At 64.7% G+C, this 20,860-nt stretch carries 15 protein-coding genes and 1 pseudogene; 11 read left to right on the forward strand and 5 right to left on the reverse strand.

Annotated features, from left to right (window positions below; translation table 11 throughout):
• Positions 1-105 precede the first annotated feature (105 nt).
• The 3 genes from MRBLAR12_RS12105 (at position 106) to MRBLAR12_RS12115 (ending at position 5,960) form a co-directional block, all read left to right on the forward strand.
• A complete protein-coding gene (locus MRBLAR12_RS12105) occupies positions 106-2,877 on the forward strand; it encodes an MGH1-like glycoside hydrolase domain-containing protein (RefSeq protein WP_364746312.1) in 2,772 nt (923 codons plus the stop codon).
• A gap of 46 nt (positions 2,878-2,923) precedes the next feature.
• On the forward strand, positions 2,924-4,450 hold the full coding sequence (locus tag MRBLAR12_RS12110) for an alpha-amylase family glycosyl hydrolase (protein ID WP_364746315.1): 1,527 nt from the start codon (positions 2,924-2,926) through the stop codon (positions 4,448-4,450).
• Between the two features lie 112 nt (positions 4,451-4,562).
• A complete protein-coding gene (locus MRBLAR12_RS12115; protein ID WP_364746318.1) occupies positions 4,563-5,960 on the forward strand; it encodes an MFS transporter in 1,398 nt (465 codons plus the stop codon).
• A gap of 93 nt (positions 5,961-6,053) precedes the next feature.
• Here MRBLAR12_RS12115 and MRBLAR12_RS12120 read toward each other — a convergent pair whose 3' ends face one another.
• Together MRBLAR12_RS12120 and MRBLAR12_RS12125 are read right to left on the reverse strand one after the other, a co-directional pair.
• Positions 6,054-6,206: a hypothetical protein gene (locus MRBLAR12_RS12120; RefSeq protein ID WP_229992015.1), complete on the reverse strand. Its 153-nt coding sequence runs from the start codon at positions 6,204-6,206 to the stop codon at positions 6,054-6,056.
• Positions 6,207-6,416: 210 nt separating this feature from the next.
• Positions 6,417-7,298 (reverse strand): DUF4192 family protein, encoded by an 882-nt coding sequence (locus MRBLAR12_RS12125; protein ID WP_364746353.1) that lies wholly within the window; start codon positions 7,296-7,298, stop codon positions 6,417-6,419.
• 491 nt (positions 7,299-7,789) lie between these two features.
• Here MRBLAR12_RS12125 and MRBLAR12_RS12130 point away from each other — a divergent pair, with 491 nt between their 5' ends.
• The 3 genes from MRBLAR12_RS12130 to MRBLAR12_RS12140 all read left to right on the forward strand — a co-directional run bounded on the left by MRBLAR12_RS12130 (position 7,790) and on the right by MRBLAR12_RS12140 (position 11,249).
• Positions 7,790-8,566: an electron transfer flavoprotein subunit beta/FixA family protein gene (locus MRBLAR12_RS12130; protein WP_229992107.1), complete on the forward strand. Its 777-nt coding sequence runs from the start codon at positions 7,790-7,792 to the stop codon at positions 8,564-8,566.
• Positions 8,567-8,577: 11 nt separating this feature from the next.
• A complete protein-coding gene (locus tag MRBLAR12_RS12135; RefSeq protein WP_364746321.1) occupies positions 8,578-9,561 on the forward strand; it encodes an electron transfer flavoprotein subunit alpha/FixB family protein in 984 nt (327 codons plus the stop codon).
• Between the two features lie 494 nt (positions 9,562-10,055).
• On the forward strand, positions 10,056-11,249 hold the full coding sequence (locus MRBLAR12_RS12140) for a cytochrome b/b6 domain-containing protein (protein WP_364746324.1): 1,194 nt from the start codon (positions 10,056-10,058) through the stop codon (positions 11,247-11,249).
• A 99-nt stretch (positions 11,250-11,348) separates the two neighbouring features.
• Here MRBLAR12_RS12140 and MRBLAR12_RS12145 read toward each other — a convergent pair whose 3' ends face one another.
• Positions 11,349-11,663, reverse strand: coding sequence for a hypothetical protein (locus MRBLAR12_RS12145; protein ID WP_364746327.1), 315 nt, complete (start codon positions 11,661-11,663; stop codon positions 11,349-11,351).
• Between the two features lie 258 nt (positions 11,664-11,921).
• On the opposite strand from MRBLAR12_RS12145, the gene MRBLAR12_RS12150 reads away from it, so the two are divergent.
• The 5 genes and pseudogenes from MRBLAR12_RS12150 to MRBLAR12_RS12175 all read left to right on the forward strand — a co-directional run.
• On the forward strand, positions 11,922-13,286 hold the full coding sequence (locus MRBLAR12_RS12150; protein WP_364746330.1) for a glutamine synthetase family protein: 1,365 nt from the start codon (positions 11,922-11,924) through the stop codon (positions 13,284-13,286).
• 56 nt (positions 13,287-13,342) lie between these two features.
• Positions 13,343-14,428 carry an amidohydrolase family protein gene (locus MRBLAR12_RS12155; RefSeq protein WP_364746333.1) on the forward strand — a complete coding sequence of 362 codons (1,086 nt, stop codon included), beginning with the start codon at positions 13,343-13,345 and terminating at the stop codon, positions 14,426-14,428.
• Between the two features lie 122 nt (positions 14,429-14,550).
• Entirely contained in the window at positions 14,551-16,002 is a 1,452-nt protein-coding gene (locus MRBLAR12_RS12160; RefSeq protein ID WP_364746336.1) for an MFS transporter, read from the forward strand.
• Positions 16,003-16,333: 331 nt separating this feature from the next.
• A complete protein-coding gene (locus tag MRBLAR12_RS12170; protein ID WP_364746339.1) occupies positions 16,334-17,425 on the forward strand; it encodes a type I restriction endonuclease in 1,092 nt (363 codons plus the stop codon).
• Positions 17,426-17,747: 322 nt separating this feature from the next.
• A pseudogene (locus MRBLAR12_RS12175) lies at positions 17,748-18,379 on the forward strand (integrase core domain-containing protein); the annotation flags it as partial.
• Here MRBLAR12_RS12175 and MRBLAR12_RS12180 read toward each other — a convergent pair.
• Positions 18,369-19,907 carry an alpha-N-arabinofuranosidase gene (locus tag MRBLAR12_RS12180; protein WP_364746342.1) on the reverse strand — a complete coding sequence of 513 codons (1,539 nt, stop codon included), beginning with the start codon at positions 19,905-19,907 and terminating at the stop codon, positions 18,369-18,371. The pseudogene MRBLAR12_RS12175 and the gene MRBLAR12_RS12180 sit on opposite strands and share 11 nt — an antisense overlap.
• A 55-nt stretch (positions 19,908-19,962) precedes the next feature.
• Positions 19,963-20,859: a carbohydrate ABC transporter permease gene (locus MRBLAR12_RS12185; protein ID WP_229992027.1), complete on the reverse strand. Its 897-nt coding sequence runs from the start codon at positions 20,857-20,859 to the stop codon at positions 19,963-19,965.
• Between the last annotated feature and the right edge of the window lies 1 nt (position 20,860).

Here is a 20,860-nt window from a genome sequence, read left to right on the forward strand (position 1 = left end):
GGCGCGGCGCATGACGTCGCAGAGGGTCGGTGGACCACGTCGTGGGCCGCCATCCGGGCATGTCTTGAGAGGTTCGGCCGGCACCGCTTCCTTGGGAGGACCCCCATGACCGACGACACGACGACGCCGACCGCGGAACCTCGGGGTGTGACCGCGGAACATGCCCGGCTGGCCGAGGCCACGGGTGCGGCGGAGGATGACCTGATCACGGCAAATCCCTGGTACGAGTGGGGGCCGTACCTGTCGGAGCGGGCCTGGGGCACGGTTCGGGAGGACTACAGCGACAGTGGTGACGCGTGGGAGTATTTTCCGCATGATCATGCCCGGTCCCGTGCGTTCCGTTGGAACGAGGACGGCATGGCAGGGCTGTCCGATGTTCACCATGACCTGTGCTTGGGGTTGGCGCTGTGGAACGGGGCGGATCCGATCCTGAAGGAGCGGATGTTCGGGCTGACTGGTCCGCAGGGCAACCACGGGGAGGACGTCAAGGAATACTGGTGGTACCCGGATGCTTTGCCCAGCCATGCATGGCTGCGGTGGCGGTATCACTACCCGCAGGCAGCGTTTCCCTATCAGCAGCTTATCGAGGAGAACGCCCGTCGTTCCCGGGACGAACCCGAGTTCGAGTTGCTGGATACCGGTGTCTTCGAAGGCGGCCGGTACTGGTCCGTGGATGTCGCGTATGCGAAGGCCTCACCGACCGAGGTACTTGCCCGGATCACCATCGAGAACCACTCTCCCGAGGAAGCAGCGCTTTCGGTGTTGCCTACCATGTGGTTCCGCAACACGTGGCGGGTCTCGGGCGGTGAGGCGCCGTCGTTGTTCCTGGACGGGGACGGGGTCGCGGTCGAGCACCCACGGCTGTCCGGCTACCGGCTCGATGCCGCTCCCACCAAGGAGGGAGTGCGGCCGACGGCGTTGTTCTGCGACAACGAGACGAATACGGCCCGACTGTTCGGGGCGCCTCCGGTCACCGCCTATCCGAAGGACGGCATCAACGACCACGTGGTCTCCGGCGCGGACACCGTGAATCCGCAACATCAGGGTACGAAGGCAGCCTGGTGGTATCAGGTGACTGTGCCGGGCGGGGGGCGGGTCGAGCTGCGACTGCGGCTGCACCGGCCGGTCCCGGACCAAACCGCGCCCCCTACCCGGTGGTTCGACTCTTACTTCGATGACGTCATGACAGACCGGGAGCGGGAAGCGGACGAGTTCTATGCGGCGATCGCCCCCGCTGAGATCGGCGCCGAGCCGATGCGGGTGATGCGCCAGTCCTGCGCGGGGCTCGTCTGGAGCAAGCAAATGTACCCGTATCGGGTCAACCGGTGGTTGGATGGCGACGCCGCCCAACCGGTCCCGCCGGCCGGGCATCGTAACGGCCGGAACACGGGGTGGCGGCACCTGGACTCGTTCGACGTGCTTGCCATGCCCGACCCATGGGAGTACCCGTGGTTCGCGGCCTGGGACCTGGCGTTTCACGCCGTCACCTGGGCCCACCTGGATCCCGCGTTCGCCAAATACCAGCTGCTGGTGCTCCTTCGGGAGTGGTTCCAGCATCCGAACGGGGCGCTCCCGGCATATGAGTGGAGCTTCGACGACGTCAATCCACCCGTCCATGCGCTGGCCGCCCTCCGGGTGTTCGTCATCGACGGCGGCACTGACTTGGACTTCCTGAAACGGGTGTTCCACAAGCTGCTGCTGAATTTCACTTGGTGGCTCAACCGGCAGGACCCGGACGGAAACAACCTGTTTGGTGGCGGCTTTTTGGGTTTGGACAACATCAGCCCGATCGACCGCTCGCACCTCCCGCCCGGCTTCAAGCTGGACCAGGCCGACGGCACCGCGTGGATGGCGTACTACTCCGTGGCTATGCTCACCCTTGCCACCAAACTCGCCGAACACGACGCCGCCTATGAGGACATGGTCGTGAAATTCCTTGAACAGACCGTGCTGATCATGGACGCACTGGAGGATTCAGGCTGCTATGACACCGAGGACGGTTTCTTCTACGACCGGCTCACCGACCCCTCCGGGGTCAGCATCCCGATCAAGGTACAGACCCTCGTCGGGTTGATCCCGGCGCTGCCCGCGGTCGCGCTCCCCACCCAGGACACGGACCGGAACCGCCGGCTCCGGAAGCGGTTCGCCCTCCGGTTGGAACAGACCGATCGGCACGAGATCCTCGACTGGCAGGTCCGTGGCACCGGAAACTCCCGGCGAACGCTGCTGTCGGTCGTCCCGAGGGACAAACTCGCCCGGCTGTTCGGCACCTTGTTCGACGAGGAGGCCTTCCTCTCTCCCCACGGCCTGCGATCGATCTCCAAGCGGCACAACACTCCATACACGGTTCCAGGGCTGCCCACCGCTGCAATCCAGTACGAACCGGCCGAATCGCGGACCGCGATGTACGGCGGCAATTCCAACTGGCGAGGACCGGTGTGGTTGCCGGTCAACTACCTCATCATCCGTGCCTTGCTGCAGTACGACCAGTTCTTCGGTCCCGACTTCACCGTCGAATATCCCACCCGCTCCGGTCACCACCTGACCCTACGAGAGATTGCCGGTGACCTCGCCGATCGGCTGGTGGGCATCTGGCTCCCCGGGCCGGACGGACGCAGGCCGGTCTATGGTGGCGTCGATCTGTTGCAGAGCGATCCCGCGTGGAAGGACAACCTGCTGTTCTACGAGTACTTCCACGGCGACAACGGGGCCGGACTCGGCGCCATGCACCAGACCGGGTGGACGGCTCTGGTCGCGGATCTTCTTCTCGACCCACCCCGCCATAGCGACCGGATGGTGTTCCAGGACAACGCGGACCCAACCACCGCGGCAGGACCGCCGGAAACGGAACCGGGAACCCATGTCCAGCGAGACTAAGGACCCGGCCCGTGTCCGGAGAGCCATGTTCGGCGAGGGCGCTGTAATGGACGAGACGGCGGCGGCCCGACCACCGGGGCTCTCGCCACCGGTCGCCCACCCCTTTATCTACGAGATCAACACATGGGCATGGCTCGAATCCATCAGCGTGGAAGAAGACAAACCAATCGATCTGGGCTCCGTCCCGAACCTGCACTGGGACGCGATTGCCGGACTGGGCTTCGATGCGGTCTGGTTGATGGGGGTCTGGCGTCGCAGCCCCGCCGGCATCGGGATCGCACTGGCAAATCCAGCCCTGCGGTCCGATTTCCAGGCCGCTCTGCCCGATTGGCGTGCCGAGGACGTCGTCGGGTCGCCGTACTGCGTCAGGGACTATGTGGTCGATGACCGCCTGGGTGGCCCTGCCGGGCTTTCCACCGCCCGGGAGGCGCTGGCGGCGCGGGGCCTCCGGCTGATCCTGGACTTCGTGCCCAACCATGTCGCACCGGATCATCCGTGGACCACGGGGGCGCCCGAGCTCTTCGTACCGGGAACTGCCGCGGACCGGGACCTGGATCCGTCATCCTTCGTCGAGGTCGGCGGCCGGGTGCTCGCCAACGGGCGGGACCCCTACTTCCCGGCGTGGCCGGATGTCGTTCAGCTCAACGCCTTCGACCCGGCCCTGCGGTCGGCGGCGGTGGAGACGGTGAAATCGATCGCCGATCAGTGCGACGGGGTGCGGTGCGACATGGCAATGCTGGTCATGAACGACGTTTTCGCCCGCACCTGGGGTGCCCGGGTCGGTCCTGCGCCGAGCACAGAGTACTGGCCAACGCTGATCGCCGCCGTCCGTGAAACCAATCCCGGTTTCGTGTTCCTCGCCGAGGCCTATTGGAATCTTGAGTGGTCCCTGATGCAGCAGGGCTTCGATTACTGCTACGACAAGCGTTTGTATGACCGCCTTCTCGGCGATAATCCCGACGAGGTGCGGCTCCACCTGCAGGCCGAGCGCACGTATCAGGACGCCCTTGTCCGGTTCGTGGAGAATCACGACGAGCCACGGGCCGCGACGGCGTTCGGGGCCGGCCGCGCACGGGCGGCGGCGGTGACGGCACTGACCCAGACTGGGGCCCGGCTCATCCACCACGGCCAGCTGTCGGGGTGGAGGGTACGCCTTCCGGTGTTCCTCGGCCGTTTCCCCACCGAACCGGCCGATGACCAGCTCGCAGCCTTCTACCGCCGGCTCTTAGCGGCTGCCGCCGACCCGACCTTTCGGCACGGGCACTGGCAACCGTGTGAACGGTCGGGGTGGCCAGGCGAGAACAGCTTCGAACACCTGGTCGCCTGGAGCTGGGACGGTGCCACCCGGTGGCTGATCGTCGTGAATCTGAGCGATGCGCCAGCAACAGGTCACGTGAGAGTACCGTGGCCGGACCTGCGTGGTAACCGGTGGCAGCTCACCGACCCGACCCAAGACATGAGTTTCGACCGCGCCGGCGACGATCTCGTCGACGGGCTGTTCGTCGGACTTGACGCATGGCAATGGCATTTGCTCCGCCTCGACCCATCGCCAGAACACGCTGACCACGACTGACGGGGCCCCGGGCGACCGCCGTGTGCCGTCCCGGCGAGACGAACGACGGTCACCCCCGCACTCCAGCGATCCGCCGTCGGAGGGCATCGCGCCACCTCGAAAGGAGCTCGAAATGGCCGGAAACGTCGTCATAGGCCGGACGAAACAGGAGCTGGGCAGGGTGCTGGTGCCGCTCGCCCTGGCGCAGTTCATCTGCAGCTTCGCGGGCTCGAACATGAACGTGATGATCAATGACATGAGCGAGGATCTGAACACAACCGTCGAGGGAATCCAGACGGCCATCACGATCTTCTTGCTGGTCATGGCCGCGCTGATGATTCCGGGCGGCAAGCTGACCGATCTCTGGGGTCGCAAGAGACTATTTATCATCGGACTCTCGCTGTACGGGGTCGGGGCGGTGACAAGTGCGGTGGCGCCGAACTTGATCGTGCTGATCATCGGCAACTCGATCCTGGAAGGTGTCGGGACGGCACTGCTGATCCCACCCGTCTACATTCTGACGACCATGCTGTTCACGGACGTGACCTCCCGGGCTAAGGCCTTCGGAGTGATCAGCGGCATGGGCGGAATCGGGGCGGCCGCGGGGCCGCTGATCGGCGGGCTCATCAGCACCGCGATCAGCTGGCGGGCGGCTTTCATCTTCCAGGCGCTGATCATCGTGATCATCATCTTGCTCAGCCGCCGCGCGGTTCAGGACCCGGTGCCCGCGGATCCGAGCAAGCCGTTCGACTCCATGGGGGCTGTGCTCTCCGCCGCGGGGCTGGTGGTCCTCGTCACCGGCATCATGCTGGCGGACAACGACCTGCTGCTGATGGCGGTCTTCATGGCTGCCGGCGCGCTGCTGCTGCTCTGGTTCTTCATCCACGTGCGCGCCAAGGAGCGCAAGGGTGAGGAGCCGCTGCTGTCCACCGGGCTCTTCCGGAATCGAACATCGAATCTCGGTCTCATCACGCAGAACGTGCAATGGCTCCTCCTGCTGGGGACCTCATTCGTCGTGTCGGCGTACCTCCAAGTCGTGCGAGGGTACAACGCGATCGAGACCGGGGTGATCTTTACGGCGGCCACCGCCGGCATCCTGGTCTCGTCAATCGCTGCCGAGCGGCTCGCGAGGAGGCACAAGCAACGCACCCTGGTCATCGTCGGCTTCATCGTCACGCTGTGCGGGATCGCCTTGCTCGTCGCCATGGTGAACGGGAATCCGACCGCGTGGGCCTTCGCCCCCGGGCTTCTGCTGATCGGGCTGGGAGTGGGCGCGATGCTAACCCCGTCCGTCAACCTGGTCCAGTCGAGCTTCCCCGATGAGCTGCAGGGCGAGATCTCCGGCCTGTCGCGCAGCGTGTCGAACCTGGGCTCATCGCTCGGCACTGCCGTGGCGGGGACGATCCTCATCACGTGGTCGTACGGTCTCGCGATGATCACCCTCGCCGTGTTGGGACTCGTTGGGCTCGTGGCAGCGTTCATGCTCCCCATCAACCTGGTTCCTGCGAAGTCCGGCGCCCCGGCCGACTGACCCGGCGGGCGCGACGGGTAGCAGGGCGGGGACGCCGGCCACGCTTCACCCTGGGAAAAGGATATCTGGGGTGCCGCGTCGATGCTGCAGGGGTTACGGCTCCTCGAGCCGGTGGTCTTCTACGCGAAAGTCCGCCGGGCCGGCGGACGGGCCTGCTGTCAGCAGGCTCAGCTCCAGCACGTCCTCGAGCTGGCTGGCGCCAGGGGCGACGGTGTCTTCCTCGGTCATGCGGATCTCATCGGCCACAGCTGGGTTTCCTTGCCTGGGTGTCGGACGGCGGGGTCCTTAACCCTAGCGGGAGTTCCTGCGCATTCGCCGGTGTTGGGGCTGCGTCAGCGTTACCGGCGGCCGGCGCAGCGGCGTGGCGGAGGCCGGCGCAGCGGCGTGGCGGAGGCCGCCGCGCACCTGGGGAGGATTCCGACGAGTAAGGCCGGACCCTGATGTGAGGACCCGGCCTCAGTTCCTCCGGTTAGCGGTTCTTGGGCGGGCGTAGGACTTTTCCGGGTTCCGCGCGCAGTCAGCGACGAGTCCGCGGTTCACGAGTTCGGCCAGCAGCAAGGCGAGGCGGTAGTCGGTGGCGTCGTCCAGTGCCAGCTTGAAGTACCGGGCGGCGAAGCTGGACTTGCCTTTGAGCCATTCCAGCCAGCCGATCAGGCACAGCATCGGGGCACGCTGTCCTTCGGGGGTTGCCTTCATGAGTTCGAACGCGACTTCCTGGGCGGTATCCACGCGTGCCCAGTCCGGGCGGGCAGGGAACACTCCAAGCATGACGGCCGTGAACTGATCCGGTGCACTGGTGATGACGTCAGTCATCAGGCAGTCTCGAGCGGTGGGGTGCTGGAATGCTCCTGCCAGTTCCTGCGCGATCCGGGCGGTCAGGGTGGCGGGGTTCCCCAGCACCTGGGCCCACGCGTCGCGACTGTTCTCCAGCCCTTCAGGCCATCCATCGGGGCGGTAGGCCGCGATGGCTTCGCGGGTTCCCGCGTCCCCGGTGAACGGTGCCGGTTCCGTGAATCCGCTGACGTTGCTTCCGGCGTAGATCACGGCGGCGTTTCCGGTGCTGGCGGTGATCGCGTCCAGGGGCTGCTCAGAACAGCACAGCGGGTTGGTGCAGAGGTAGTTCATCCAGACTTCGGAGGTCACCATCCACGCGTCCCGCAACGGAATCCCTGCGGTGGCCCGTTCGGTGCGCAGTGCGGCGACGTGATCGGAGTAGGATCGCGGGATATTTGAGCTGTTTTCGTCGGCGTAGCCGACCGGCGTCCGGGCGTAGGCCAGCGGGTCGGTGCCGAACGGGGCGTCCATGCGGAGCCTGGCACGGAGCTGGTTTCCCTGCATGGTCAGCACGCGGCGGTCTTGCTAACACTCTTCACAAGAAACCTCCATCCTTTGGTTGCGTAAAGGCTGGCCGGCGCATCTTGGGGGCAGGCGCCGACCAGCACTTACAGCGGAAGGCCGGCCGGATGCCTGGTGGGGGTCCAAGCTCCGGCGGCGCTTACAAAGCCGTAATCGCTGGGGAACCCCGAAAGGTTACGCACCAATCGGAGTTTCTTTTTTCTTCCTTCGGCGCCTCTCCCTGCGTGTGCGGGAAAAACGCGAGGATGTCGTCGGCGGCGGAGAACCGCGAAGTCCCTGATGCCATGGCCGTCGCCGACTCGAACGTCATGGCTCTGATCACCTCCGGCATGAGCACCGCCTAGGACGAAGAGCAGACACCGCAACTCGCGACACGGGCTCTGTCCGACAGGAAGGGCGCCACTTTCGTAGACTCAATGGAGATCCGACACGTCTCCTCTATAGAGACAAGCCCGCCACAGGAAGAACCATCGATGAAGATTATCGTCCTAGTAAAGGAGGTCCCCGACACGTACGGGGACCGAAAACTGAACCTTGAAACAGGCCTCGCCGATCGAGAAGCCAGCGAGACAGTCATTGATGAGATCGGTGAGCGGGCCTTGGAGCTGGCATTGACGTACGCCGACGCGAACGAGGGCACTGAGGTCGCAGTCCTCTCCCTCGCCCCCGAGGGAGCGACGGCAACGATACGCAAGGGGCTGGCGATGGGAGCGGGCAGCGCCACCCACATCTCCGACGAGGCGCTCCGGGGTGCGGATCTTGGACTTACCGCCGAAACCCTCGCGGCAGCGATCCGTCGCGTTGAGTTTGACCTTGTGATCACCGGCAACGTCTCCACCGATGGATCCGGCGGCATGATTCCCGCGATGCTCGCAGAATTGCTTGACGTGCCGCTTGCTACCGGCCTCAGCTCCGTACAGATCAGCGACGGCGCGGTGTCCGGCTCCAGGCCCGTTGAATCCGGCGTGCAGCAGGTATCGGCGACCCTGCCGGCGGTGATTTCCATTACCGAGGCGCTTCCCGGGCCGCGCTTCCCGAACTTCAAAGGAATTATGGCCGCGAAGAAGAAGCCCGTTGAGGTGCTGACCCTCGCAGACCTCGGGGTCACGGCCGACAACCCGGACGCGGCGCGTTCGATCATGCTGACCGTTGCAGAAAAGCCCCCGCACGCGGCGGGCGTCAAGATCATTGACGAGGGTGATGCCGGCGAGAAGCTCGCCGACTTCCTCATCGAAAACCGACTGGCCTAAGGACTAACGACATGACTGATTTTCCTCGTGACGCAATCCTCGTCGTCGTAGAAGCCCAGGCTTCGGGTGAACTCGAGAAGGCAGCACCCGGACTCTTCGGCGCTGCCGCTGCCGTTGGCACGCCAGTTGCCTTGGTACTTGCCGCACCCGGTGCCGGGAGCGCCGCCGCCGCAGAGGCCGCGGCCCTCGGTGCCGCGCACGTACTGATCGCCGAGACGCCGGATCCGTCAGCGCTCGGAGTGCCGAGCGTTGACGCGCTTGCCGCCGCCGTGGAGCAGGTGCAGCCGGACGCGATCCTGATTTCGCATTCCCTGAATGGGCGCGACCTTGCCGGCCGTTACGCTGCACGTTCGCGTGCGGCGATCTCTGCCGATGCAATCGGCGTATCACGTGATGACGAGGGCGTCGTGGCACACCACTCCGTCTACGGCGGTGCCTACAACGTGACGTCAACGTCCACGTTCGGGGCGCCCGTCATTACGGTCCGCCAAGGCTCCGTCGATGCACGTGCCACGGCTCAGCCGCAGGCGTCGGAGACCTTGGCCGTGACGCCCTCCGGGAAGCCGGCCGCCCGGATCGACTCGTTCGAGGAGGCAGTTGCCGCCACCTCGCGGCCGGAGCTGCGTGGTGCCGCCAAGGTTGTCGCGGGTGGCCGCGGCCTCGGGTCGGAGGAACAGTTCGCCCTCGTCGGACAGCTCGCCGATACCCTCGGTGCAGCCGTTGGTGCCTCGCGCGCCGCGGTGGATGCGGGCTACATCCCGCAGTCGCATCAGGTCGGCCAGACCGGGGTTTCCGTGTCGTCACAGCTGTATATCGCGCTGGGCATTTCCGGCGCGATTCAGCACCGGGCCGGCATGCAGACCGCGAAGACGATCGTCGCCATCAACAAGGATTCAGACGCGCCGATCTTCGAGATCGCCGACTATGGTGTGGTCGGCGACCTCTTCAAGGTTGTGCCCCAGCTGATTAGCGCCCTTGAGGCTCGGAAGAAGTAAAGATGGCAACTCAGTCTCGGTCCATCCGGCGTGGCCTGCCGCGCGTCGAAGGCGGTGACCCCTGGCCTCCAGCAGGCGAGGCGCCCGCCCGCATTGTCACGGCAGGAACGGCCGCCGCGCCGGCGTCTGATTCAGGGGCGGGACCGGTCACCGCCGGGCCAGCGGCCGCCGCGCCCCCCGCGCCCGCGGCTGCCGCCGCTGCCTTGGAAACGGCACCGGGTGCGACGGCGGTGTCCGCTCCGGTCCCGGCCGTGAGCTCCGGCGCCGCGGTGCCGCGGCAGCTTCGCCGCGGCCTGCCCCGCCTGCCGGGCGGCGAACCTTGGCCGCCAGCAGGCGAGGTTCCGGTATCAGTGGCGGCTCTGTCCGGGGCTCCCGCCGCAGGCGCGCCGGCCGCAGCTGCTGTTACGGCTGCTGCCGCAGGTGCTGCTGAGAAAGCAGTGCCGGCAGCAGCGTCGACTGCAGTTGCCCCGGCCACCGCACCCGTCCCACTGGCAATGGGAACCACGTCGCTTCGCCGCGGGCTTCCCCGCGTGCCGGGCGGCGAGCCGTGGCCGCCGGCTGGACTTGCGCCGTCGCCCGCTGCCGCCCCTGCGGTGCAGGCGGAGCCCGAACTCATCGCTCCGGCCCATCCCTCGGCCCCGGCTGCCAGTGTGGTGGAGACCGTTGCCGAGGCGGAGCCGCCGGCGGTCGCGAGTGCACCCGCGGTCCCCGCCGCCCCTCCCGCCGCGCCGGCACCGGCACCGGCTGCCGTTACTGAAAAGCCCGTGAGGCCAAAAGCCGAGCCGAGGCTTTACGGGTCGCGCACCCTGGGTCAGTGGATCAAGCTCGTCGTGCTCCTCGCCGTCGGCGCCGTGGCCGCCGCAGCAATTCTTGTGCTCGCCGCGCGCGGTGTGACGACGCTGCCGGGCGTGTCGGAGTTCTTCGAAAAGTACCCCGGCGCGTACGACCTGCCCGATACGGCCGAGCCCGGGTTCCCGTGGTGGGCGCAGTGGGCGCACTTCTTCAACATCTTCCTGATGGTGCTCATCATTCGCTCCGGCTACCAGGTGCGCACTGAGCAGAAGCCACCCGCGTTCTGGACGCCGAAGCGCGGTGGCAAGAAGATCAGCATCAACCTTTGGCTGCACCAGTCGCTGGATATTCTGTGGCTGGCCAACGGACTCATCTTTGTGGTGCTGCTGTTTGCCTCGGGCCGCTGGATGCGAATCGTACCGACCAGCTGGGAGGCGTTCCCGAACACACTCTCCGCGCTCCTGCAGTACATGACACTCGACTGGCCCGTTGAGACCGGCTGGGTGAACTACAACAGCCTGCAGCAGCTCATGTACTTCCTCGTGGTGTTCATCGCGGCCCCGCTCGCGGCGATCACTGGTGTGCGCATGAGCGAGTTCTGGCCGAAGGACGCGAAGGCGCTGAACAAGATCTACCCGGTGGAGGTTGCGCGCGCGATTCACTTCCCGACGATGCTGTTTTTCGTGCTGTTCATTCTCATCCACGTGTTCCTGGTGTTCGCGACCGGTGCGCTGCGCAACCTGAACCACATGTTCGGCGGCACCGACGTGGTGAACTGGGTCGGCTTCTGGCTCTTCGCGGCCGCAATCGCCGTCACGGCGGCCGGGTGGTACGCCGCCCGCCCGCTCGTGCTCGCACCAATCGCGAAGCTGTTCGGTCAGGTGAGCAGCCGCTAGGCTTCACCGCCTACACAGGGAGGATCCCGCGCCATACACAGCTCAGGCTCTCTGGCACGGGATCCTCACCTGTCGTGATCCTGATCCAACGGGTCGCTTCTAGCCCGGCGGAGGGAGGGCACCATAGGTATTTGGCACCGCATGGGGATTGACCGGCCGGTCCTCGTCGGCTGAGGAGGGCTCCCTGGTGTCGTAGCTGCGCGCCGTTCGCAGGTTCCGGGATCGTTTGTGCAGACCCACCGCGACAAAACCGAGCCCACCGACCAGAAGACCCAGTCCGAGGACGAACAGCGCCACCGCACCCTGTCCTGCGATGCCCGAGAACACGTCAAACAACGGCATCGGCAGGACGAACACCGTGGCCGCCAGGGCTATTGAGCCCACTGCAATTTGCCATGTCCCCTTGGGCTTCATGGTTCCCCCTCCATGTCTTGCGTGTCAGCCTTGCGCCCCAGTAAACCCGACGCGTGCTCATTTAGAAAGGGCCGCCACGGACACGGAGTAAGGGGAGACGTCGCGGACGACGGCGGGACTTCCCGACGTCGTCCGCTGGCGTGGGGTGCCGCTCCCCTACAGCGCCGGCCAGCCGCCGTCGAAGGCAGCGGCGCAAGCCAAAAGTGGGCACATCTTTCGAACCTTTCATTGGACGGGGAGTCGCCGCATGATAGGCGCATGACCCTAAACCCATCAGCCGACGAATCCGCCGTTGCGAAAGCTCAGCGCGAGCTCGAAGCGGCCGGCGTCCGCACCGTGATCGGCACGGTGGTGAATGCTGCGGGCATCACGCTGGCCAAGAGCGTTCCGTTAGCCCGGCTCAAAGCCTTCCACCAATCCGGGATGGGCGCTGCCCCCGTCTGGCATGTCTTCACCATCGACGGCGGGATAGCGTTCACGGACAGCATCACCACCGTTGGCGATATGCGCCTCAAGATCGATATCACGGGACTCCGTGTCCTGCGGGGTGGCCGGGCATGGGCACCAGGCAGCCTTTTCGAACAGGACGGAGCCGCGTCTCCGGCCTGCGCCCGCGGCCTTCTGGCCGATGTCGACGGCAGCCTCGATGAGGCCGGATACAAGGCACTTGTGGGCCACGAACTTGAATTCTTCCTCGTCGCCCCGGACGGTTCAGCGCTGGAAACCGCGCCCTGGGTTCCGTACGGGGCAACCGGGCTCCTGGACCAATCGGAATTCCTCGATGATCTGCTGTCAGTTCTGAACCATGGCGGCATTCCCATGGAGCAGATCCACGCCGAGTACGGCAGAAACCAGTTCGAGTTTTCCCTTCCCCCTGCTTCGCCGGTTCAGGCCGCGGACACCGTGGTCCTTTCCAAGATCATCGTTGGCATCGTCGCCCGGGCCCACAGCATGCAGGCCTCGTTCTCCCCGTTGCCCTTTTCCGGCACCGTCGGAAACGGTGCCCACCAGCACTTTTCGCTCCACAAGGACGGCATGCCGCTGTTCTCCGGCGGCAGCGGACCGCACGGCATCTGCGCTGAGGGAGGCGCTGCCATTGGGGGCATCATTGCGGGACTCCCCGACGTCCAGGGTTTTCTCACGGGATCAGTCTTGTCCGGAAGCCGCTTGGCACCTGGCACGTGGTCGGGCGCCTACTTATGCTGGGGCCTGGAAAACCGGGAAGCCTCGGTGCGCTTTCTGAACGAGGGAAACAGTAATCCGCACGGAGCCAACGTCGAAGTGAAAATCGTCGACCCGTCGGCAAACGTGTATCTGGCCTCCGCGTCCATCCTGGCACTCTCCCTTGACGGCATCCGCGGCGGGCGCAGGCTTCCGGCAGAGATCCCGGGTGACCCCGGACGGCTATCGGAAGACGAGCGGCACCGGGCCAATATCCGGCTGCTCGCAGACTCCCCCGCCGCCATCATCGACACGCTGGACACGTCGCGCCTTGCACGCGGGCTTCTGGGAGACGCCATCGTCGATGCCACGGTGGCCGTCCGGCGCTACGAACAGCGAATCTCCGCGGAACTCTCGCCGGACGAGCTTGCCGAACGCTTTCGACTTGCCTGGTCGATCTAATGGCAGGCGGCTCTTTTGCGGACTTTGTCGAACAAGTCAGCCTTATTGATCACCACGTGCATGGCGCGTTTCACGCCGCCGGCGATGAGGCACGCTTTCAGAACTCGCTCAATGAAGGGAACACCGAACCGCTGGCCAACCCGGAGGACGCCTACAACACACAAATCGGGCTCGCCTTCCGTCGCTGGTGCAGCGGCATTCTTGATTTGCCACGCCACGCTTCCCCAGCGGACTACTGGAGCCGGCGCTCCGCGCTTGGGGAACTCGAGGTCAGCCGGCGCATGACCCGCGCTGCCGGGGTGAGTGACTGGCTGATCGATACAGGATTGGATGCCGCTGACTACCTCGGCACGGCCGGCATGGCCGACGTCTCCGGCGGGCGAACCCACGAGATCGTTCGGCTGGAACTGGTCGCCGAGGCGCTGATCCAGGAGATTGCCAACCCGGCAGATTACGTTGAAGAGTTCGGTCACCGGCTTCACGAGCTCACCCGCAGCGCCGTGGGCGTCAAGACGGTTCTCGCCTACCGCGCAGGATTCGACCAGAATCTCAGCCGGCCAACACCGGCTGCGGTCACTGAAGCGGCCCGCCGTTGGCAAGAGAACCTCCGCACCGGCACCAATGCGAAGCTCACCGACGTGACACTCATTGCCCACGGGATTCATACGGCGGTGTCGATGAAGCTTCCTCTGCAATTCCATGTCGGATTCGGGGACCGCGACCTGGACCTCCACAAAACCAATCCCCTGTACCTCTTGGACTTTCTCCGGTCCCCCGACGTCCGGGACACACCCATCATGCTGCTCCACTGCTATCCATTCGAGCGCGAAGCCGGCTATTTGGCCCACGCCTTTGAAAACGTCTACCTCGATGTGGGCCTTGCCGTGAACTTCACCGGGGCACGGAGCCCTGACCTGGTGGCCCGCTCGTTCGAGCTGGCCCCCTTCACAAAAGTCCTTTACTCCTCCGACGCCTTCGGCCCAGCGGAACTTCACTACCTCGGAGCGAGACTGTGGCGCAACGCAATCACCAAGGTAGTCGGCGGATGGATCGACGACGACGACTGTTCAGAGGCGGATGCCCGCAAGATCGTGCAACTCGTCGCACGCGACAACGCCCGCCGCGTGTACGCGCTTCCCTGAGCGGCCGACCCGACATCCCCAGCAACAAAACGGACAGCCGCGGCTGTCACCACCTAAGCAGGTAGCCGAAATACCCGCGGTGGCCGGGTCCGCGCCCATGGCTTGTCAGTAAACTGGGACGCATGACCGAGCACGAACCGGCACCTGCCGGGGTCGCTGAGTCTGCAGGCCCGGCCGATCCCGACGCCATCGACACGTCCTTGCGCAGTCCGGCGCAGCGGTCCCGCACGTTCGCCGGGATCCTGGTCAACACTGCCCTGGCCAACATCACCACCAGTTATCTGTGGTTTGCCCTGACGTTCTGGGTCTATCTGGAGACGCGCAACGTGATCGCCACCGGGGTGATCGGCGGTGCATACATGCTGTTGATTGCCCTTTCCAGCATCAGCTTCGGCACGTTTGTGGACCGCTACCGCAAGCTGGCCGTGATGCGATTCGCCGCTGGTTTCACCCTGGTGATGTTCCTGCTGGCCGGGGTGATGTTCCTGCTGACACCCGCTGCCAGCCTGCTGGACCTGACACAGCCGTGGTTTTGGATCTTCGCCGTGATCATCCTGGTGGGCGCGATGGTGGAGAACATGCGCAACGTCGCCCTCTCCACCACAGTCACCATCCTCATCGAGCCGGACCGGCGGGCTAACGCCAACGGGCTGGTGGGCATGGTGCAGGGGCTGGCGTTTATCGTCACCTCGGTGCTCTCCGGGCTGTCGGTCGGGCTGCTGGGCATGGGCTGGACGGTCGTCGTCGCAGTGGTGCTCACTGCCCTTGCCTTCGCGCACCTGCTCACGCTGCGCCTGCCGGAGGAAGTGCGGGTGGCCACCACGGACGCCCACGGCGCGTTCGACTTGCGCGGCTCCCTTGCCGCCGTCCTGGCCGTTGCAGGCCTGTTCGCGCTGATCCTTTTCACCACGTTCAACAACTTCATCGGCGGCGTCTATATGGCGCTCATGGATCCCTATGGACTGGAGATGTTCCCCGTGGAGCTGTGGGGAGCCGTGTTCGCCCTGGGGTCCACCGGGTTCATTGTGGGCGGCGCCCTGATCGGCAAGTTCGGGCTCGGGTCCAATCCGCTGCGCACCATGCTCATCGCGGTTATGGCCATGGGGGTCCTCGGTGCTGTGTTCACGCTGCGGGAGTGGGCATGGCTGTACATCGCGGGTATCTGGCTGTATCTGGTGCTGATTCCTTTTGTGGAGGCCGCCGAGCAGACGGTCATCCAACAGGTGGTGCCGCTGCCCCGGCAGGGCCGGGTGTTCGGGTTCGCCATGGCCTTCGAGTCGGCGGCGGCGCCGATCACCGCCTTCCTCATTGCCCCGATCGCCCAGTTCTGGCTCATCCCCTATGCGCGGTCCGCTGAGGGCGCCGCCCAGCTGGCCCCGCTGCTGGGCGAGGGCACCTCCCGCGGTATTGCCCTGATCTTCCTGGTGGCCGGCATCATCATGATCGCAGCCGCGTTGCTGGCCTTCCTGACCCCGGTCTACCGCCGGGTCTCGGCGTCGTATGCGCAGGCAGCTGCCGACGCGCCGGAGACGGCGGACTCTTCGTCGCCTGCAGACCGGGGACGGGCTGACTGAGCCCGGGCTCATCTTCACAGCGGACGACGGCGGGACTTCCCGCCGTCGTCCGCTTGCGTTTAGGTGAGGGGCTTTACAGCGCGGACCAGCCGCCGTCGGAGGGAGGATGGCGCCGTTGACGTTGGTGCCGTCGTCGCTGGGCAGGAAGGTGATGGAGGCGGCGAGCTGCGCCGCGACGGCAGGCGTCGGGACGGTGGCCTGCATCAGCGGGCCGAGGCGTTCGGCCGCGGGCTGCGATCCTCAACCTAATCCCACCCTCTAGGGCAATTTTCATCAAATTGGCACAGGGCTGCGCTACGGTTGGCAGCACTATCAATTTTTAGGGGGACAAATGGAGTTTGCAGAAAAACTTTCAGCTTTGGCAGCAAAGGTGCGCCAACAGCGAGGTGTGATCCAAACGGAAGAGGCAACGAAGAATGCCTTTATCATGCCCTTCATTTCCACAATTCTTGGCTATGACGTCTTCAACCCCATGGAAGTGGTTCCGGAGTTCATCGCGGATGTAGGGCTCAACAAGGGCGAGAAGATCGACTATGCGATCGTCAAGGACGGCGAGGTCCAGATCCTGATCGAGTGCAAGAAGTCCACGGAACCAGTGAAAATCGAGCACGCATCCCAGCTTTTCCGGTACTTTGCTGTGACCAACGCCAGAATCGCCATCCTTACCAACGGTGAGGTGTACCAATTCTTCACGGACCTCGATGCACCGAACCGCATGGATGCCAAGCCGTTCCTTGTGCTCGATTTGAACGACATTGACGAATCCCTCATTCCGGAGTTGCAAAAACTATCCAAGGAAGTCTTTGATCTCGACTCGATCATCAGCGCGGCAGGCGAGCTGAAATACATCGGTGAACTCAAGAGGACCTTGGCTGCACAATTTAAGGAGCCGGAGGACGAGTGGGTTAAGTTCCTTACCGGTCGTGTGTATTCGGGTCCCTACACCCAGAAGGTGCGTGAGCAGTTCACCGCTTTGGTGACGAAAGCGTCCAAGCAGTTCCTGAACGACCAGGTGAACGAGCGGCTGAAGAAGGCTCTCGGCGCCCCGGCCTTCCCGCAGAATGACGACGCAGCAGTGGCTGCCAGCGTGACTAGCGCACCCGTGGCCGAGGCGGACCTGGCCGAGGCTGACGGGCTGGAGACAACGCTGGAGGAAATCGAGGGTTACCAGATTGTGCGGGCCATCGTCTGCAGCGAAGTCAAGCCCGCTCGGGTAGTGCAGAGGGATGCCAAGTCCTATTTCGCGGTGTTGCTGGACGACAACAACCGCAAGCCGATCGCCCGCCTGCACTTCAACCGCACCCAGAAGTACATCGGCATCTTCGACGACAACAAGGAAGAGACGCGGGTGCCCATCGGCTCGCTGGAAGAGATCTACGAGCACACGGCAGCACTCCGCGCGAGCGTAAAGAGCTACCTGTGACTGCGTCCGCTTCTGACCTCGACCTGCTTCTCATTGCAATCGCGGCCATGCCGATGCCAATCAGCTCGGCGTAAAGGAACAAAACGTCGACCACTCCACCTGGAGCCACGCCAGCGCTACTGTGCGAAAGGGCACGCTGGTAATACACTGAGCCGCCGTGCAGGTAGTGCGGACGACGGCGGGACCTCCCGCCGTCGTCCGCTTGCGTTTGGCCGCTCCCCTAGGGCGCTGACCAGCCGCCGTTGGTTCGGTGAATGTGATGACTCGCTGGAGTCGTTGACACAGAGGTGAGGACCTCCGGTTGCACAGTGGAGTTGCTTAACATGAGACGCCGGGGGCGATGATCCATGTGGATGTGAAGAAGCTCGGCAACATCCCCGACGGCGGTGGATGGCGCTACGTCGGCCGGCAACATGGCGGCGCGAACCGGGCAGGAACCCCGGACAAACCGCGCAGCAGACATCGCGGCCCGCTGATCGGCATCGCCTACGTGCACACCGTCATCGATGACCACTCACGGGTCGCCTACGCCGAAATCCACAGCGACGAAACAGCAGCCACCGCAGTCGGAGTGCTCAGGCGGCCCGTGTCCTGGTTCGCCGCCCGCGGCGTCACCGTCGAGCGGGTTCTCTCCGACAACGGCTCAGCCTACAAATCCCACCTCTGGCGCGACACCTGCCGGGAGCTGAACATCAAGCCGAAGAAGACCAGGCCCTACCGCCCCAGACCAACGGAAAAATCGAACGCTTCCATCGCACCCTCGCTGACGGGTGGGCATTCAAACGCTTCTACGTCAGCGAATCAGCCCGCAGAAACGCCCTCCCGGCATGGTTGCACCACTACAATCACCACAGGCCCCACACCGCAATCGGAGGCCACCCGCCCATCAGCCGCTTGACCAACCTCCCTGGGCAGTACACCGAAAGCTGCTGCGGGCATGTGGTCAGTTCTTGATGACCTCCAGCTCAATCACAGCCCAGGACAGCGCCGGCAGCGTTGCCCGAAGTTCGGAGCCGCTCGCCTTCGCCCCTGCCAGCGGCCGGAGCCCCACCTGGTCCGGGCTGCCCTGAGTATTGACCGTGAAACGGTCCCCGCCTTCGGGTATTTCCAGGACCTCCGCGCGGAGAACTTGGCGGGCGTCAAAGCCGCGCAGGGCGACTTCAATATCTGCCGCTTCCTCCAGTCCGCGGTTGGCGAAGAACAGCGCCACCCGGCCCGATTCCTCGTTCCACGTCGCACTGACATCCACGAGGTCGGTGCCGCCGAACCGCGCATTTTCGTACTTGTCCGAGTCAACGGACAGGCGCAGGATCTGGCCCTTGGCCAGTTCGGCCATGCGCGCGAAGGGGTGGAAGATGGTCTGCCGCCAGGCCGGGCCGTTTTCCTCGCTGAGGATCGGGGCGATGACGTTGACCAGCTGTGCCTGGTTGGCGATCTTGACCCGGTCGCCGTGGCGGAGCAGCGAGTTGAGCAGGGTTCCGACGACCACGGCATCTGTCACGTTGTACTTGTCCTCAATGACCCTGGGGTGCTCACGCCAGCCGGCCTTGGCCACCTGGTGCGGCTGGTCCTCGGTGTCGAGGCCGCGCTGGTACCAGACGTTCCACTCGTCGAAGGACAGGTTGATGGTCTTCTTGTGCTTTCCCTTCGCGCGGACGGCATCGGCAGTTGCGATGACTGATTCGATGAAATAGTCAGTGTCCACTGCGCTGGCGAGGAAGCTGCCAACGTCGCCCTCATGCTCCTGGTAGTAGGCATGCAACGAGATGTAATCCACTTCCTCGTAGGTGTGGGTCAGTACTGTCTGTTCCCAGGCTCCGAACGTGGGCATACCGGAGCTGGAGCTTCCGCAGACCACCAGTTCGATGTCCGGATCCACGAACCGCATCGCTTTGGCCGCCTCCTGGGCCAGCCGGCCGTACTCATTCGCGGTCTTGTGGCCGATCTGCCAGGGCCCGTCCATTTCATTGCCGAGGCACCACAGCTTGATGTTGAACGGGTCCTTATGCCCGTTCTTGGCGCGCAGGTCCGACAGATAGGTCCCTCCGGGATGGTTCGCGTACTCCACGATCTCGCGCGCCGCATCCACACCCCGGGTGCCCAGGTTGATGGCTTCCATGATTTCGGTCCCTGCCTGGCGTGACCAGTCCACGAACTCGTGCAGTCCGAAGGCGTTCGTCTCCAGGGTGTGCCAGGCGCCGTCGAGCCGTCGTGGGCGGCCTTCCCGGGGACCTACCCCGTCTTCCCAGTTATATCCGGACACGAAGTTGCCGCCGGGGTAGCGGATGACAGTGGCCCCGAGTTCCTTGACGAGCTTGAGCACGTCCTGGCGGAAACCGTTTTCGTCGGCCTCCGGGTGGCCCGGTTCGTAGATTCCGGTGTAAACGCAGCGGCCCATGTGCTCAACGAAGGAGCCAAAAAGGCGGCGGGGCACTTCCCCGATGGTGAAGTCTCGGTCCAGGGTGATTCGTGCGCGGGACATGTGGCGTATCTCCTTTTGGTTGAACAGGTTCGTTGGAAGTAATCGGAGGTCAGGTTCAGGTGCCGGCGAGCCCGGTGGTCGCAACGCCCTTGATGATCTGGCGCTGGAAGAACAGGAAGACCAGGATGAGCGGCAAGGCCGCGAGCAGTGCGGATGCCATGTTTTGCGCGTACTGGATGCCATAGGCACTCTTAATGGTCTGCAGTCCAACCGGAAGGGTCAGGATGGACCCATCGTTCGTGGAGATGAAGGGCCAGAGGAAGTTGTTCCACGCGCTGATGAAAACGAAGATCGCGACGGCGGCGAGAATGGGGCGTGAGAGCGGCAGGATGACCTGAATGAAGATCCGCATCCGGCTGGCACCATCCATCACCGCAGCTTCCTCGAGTTCACGCGGGATCTGATCAAAGAACTTTTTGAGCACGAACACCATGGCGGGGTGGATGACCTGCGGCAGGATGACGGCCCAGGCCGTGTCGATCATGTGGAGCGCCACCATCTGATAGAACAGCGGAATCATCAGCACTGGCGGCGGGATGATGATCGAGGCGATGATCACCGTCATCAGGACTTTTTTGCCCCGGAAATCGATGCGGGACAAGGCGTAGGCGACCAGCGCGGAGATGACCAGCGTGATCGCGGTGATGGCGGCCGAGGTGTAGAGGGAATTCCACGTCCACAGCGGGATATTGCCGTCTTGGAACACTTTGACGAAAGCATCCGCGGTAAAGCCCGACGGCGGGATCCAGCTGACCTTCGGCGCTGCGGCGTCGGTCTCGGACTTGAAGGCGGTAACCGTGGCCCAGGCGAAGGGAACGAGCCACAAGACTGCCAGGAGCGCCGCGACCGCGGTGACGGCGGCCTTGCCGGCCGTGATCTTCCTGCGGGGTTTTCGGGCCGCTGCTGCGCCGGCGGTGTGCGGGGCGGGGCGGGTGAGTGTCTGGGTTGCCATG

Origin of the sequence: Arthrobacter sp. LAR12-1-1.1 (assembly GCF_040676555.1) — a bacterium.
GTDB lineage: Bacteria > Actinomycetota > Actinomycetes > Actinomycetales > Micrococcaceae > Arthrobacter.

Bases quoted from the DNA above. Each gene is read 5' to 3' on its own strand.
- MRBLAR12_RS12135 (WP_364746321.1), top strand. From the start codon at position 8,578: ATGACTGATTTTCCTCGTGACGCAATCCTCGTCGTCGTAGAAGCCCAG.
- MRBLAR12_RS12115 (WP_364746318.1), top strand. From the start codon at position 4,563: ATGGCCGGAAACGTCGTCATAGGCCGGACGAAACAGGAGCTGGGCAGG.
- MRBLAR12_RS12170 (WP_364746339.1), top strand. From the start codon at position 16,334: ATGGAGTTTGCAGAAAAACTTTCAGCTTTGGCAGCAAAGGTGCGCCAA.
- MRBLAR12_RS12125 (WP_364746353.1), bottom strand. From the start codon at position 7,298: ATGCAGGGAAACCAGCTCCGTGCCAGGCTCCGCATGGACGCCCCGTTC.
- MRBLAR12_RS12140 (WP_364746324.1), top strand. From the start codon at position 10,056: ATGGGAACCACGTCGCTTCGCCGCGGGCTTCCCCGCGTGCCGGGCGGC.
- MRBLAR12_RS12180 (WP_364746342.1), bottom strand. From the start codon at position 19,907: ATGTCCCGCGCACGAATCACCCTGGACCGAGACTTCACCATCGGGGAA.
- MRBLAR12_RS12145 (WP_364746327.1), bottom strand. From the start codon at position 11,663: ATGAAGCCCAAGGGGACATGGCAAATTGCAGTGGGCTCAATAGCCCTG.
- MRBLAR12_RS12160 (WP_364746336.1), top strand. From the start codon at position 14,551: ATGACCGAGCACGAACCGGCACCTGCCGGGGTCGCTGAGTCTGCAGGC.
- MRBLAR12_RS12150 (WP_364746330.1), top strand. From the start codon at position 11,922: ATGACCCTAAACCCATCAGCCGACGAATCCGCCGTTGCGAAAGCTCAG.
- MRBLAR12_RS12110 (WP_364746315.1), top strand. From the start codon at position 2,924: ATGGACGAGACGGCGGCGGCCCGACCACCGGGGCTCTCGCCACCGGTC.
- MRBLAR12_RS12130 (WP_229992107.1), top strand. From the start codon at position 7,790: ATGAAGATTATCGTCCTAGTAAAGGAGGTCCCCGACACGTACGGGGAC.
- MRBLAR12_RS12185 (WP_229992027.1), bottom strand. From the start codon at position 20,859: ATGGCAACCCAGACACTCACCCGCCCCGCCCCGCACACCGCCGGCGCA.
- MRBLAR12_RS12105 (WP_364746312.1), top strand. From the start codon at position 106: ATGACCGACGACACGACGACGCCGACCGCGGAACCTCGGGGTGTGACC.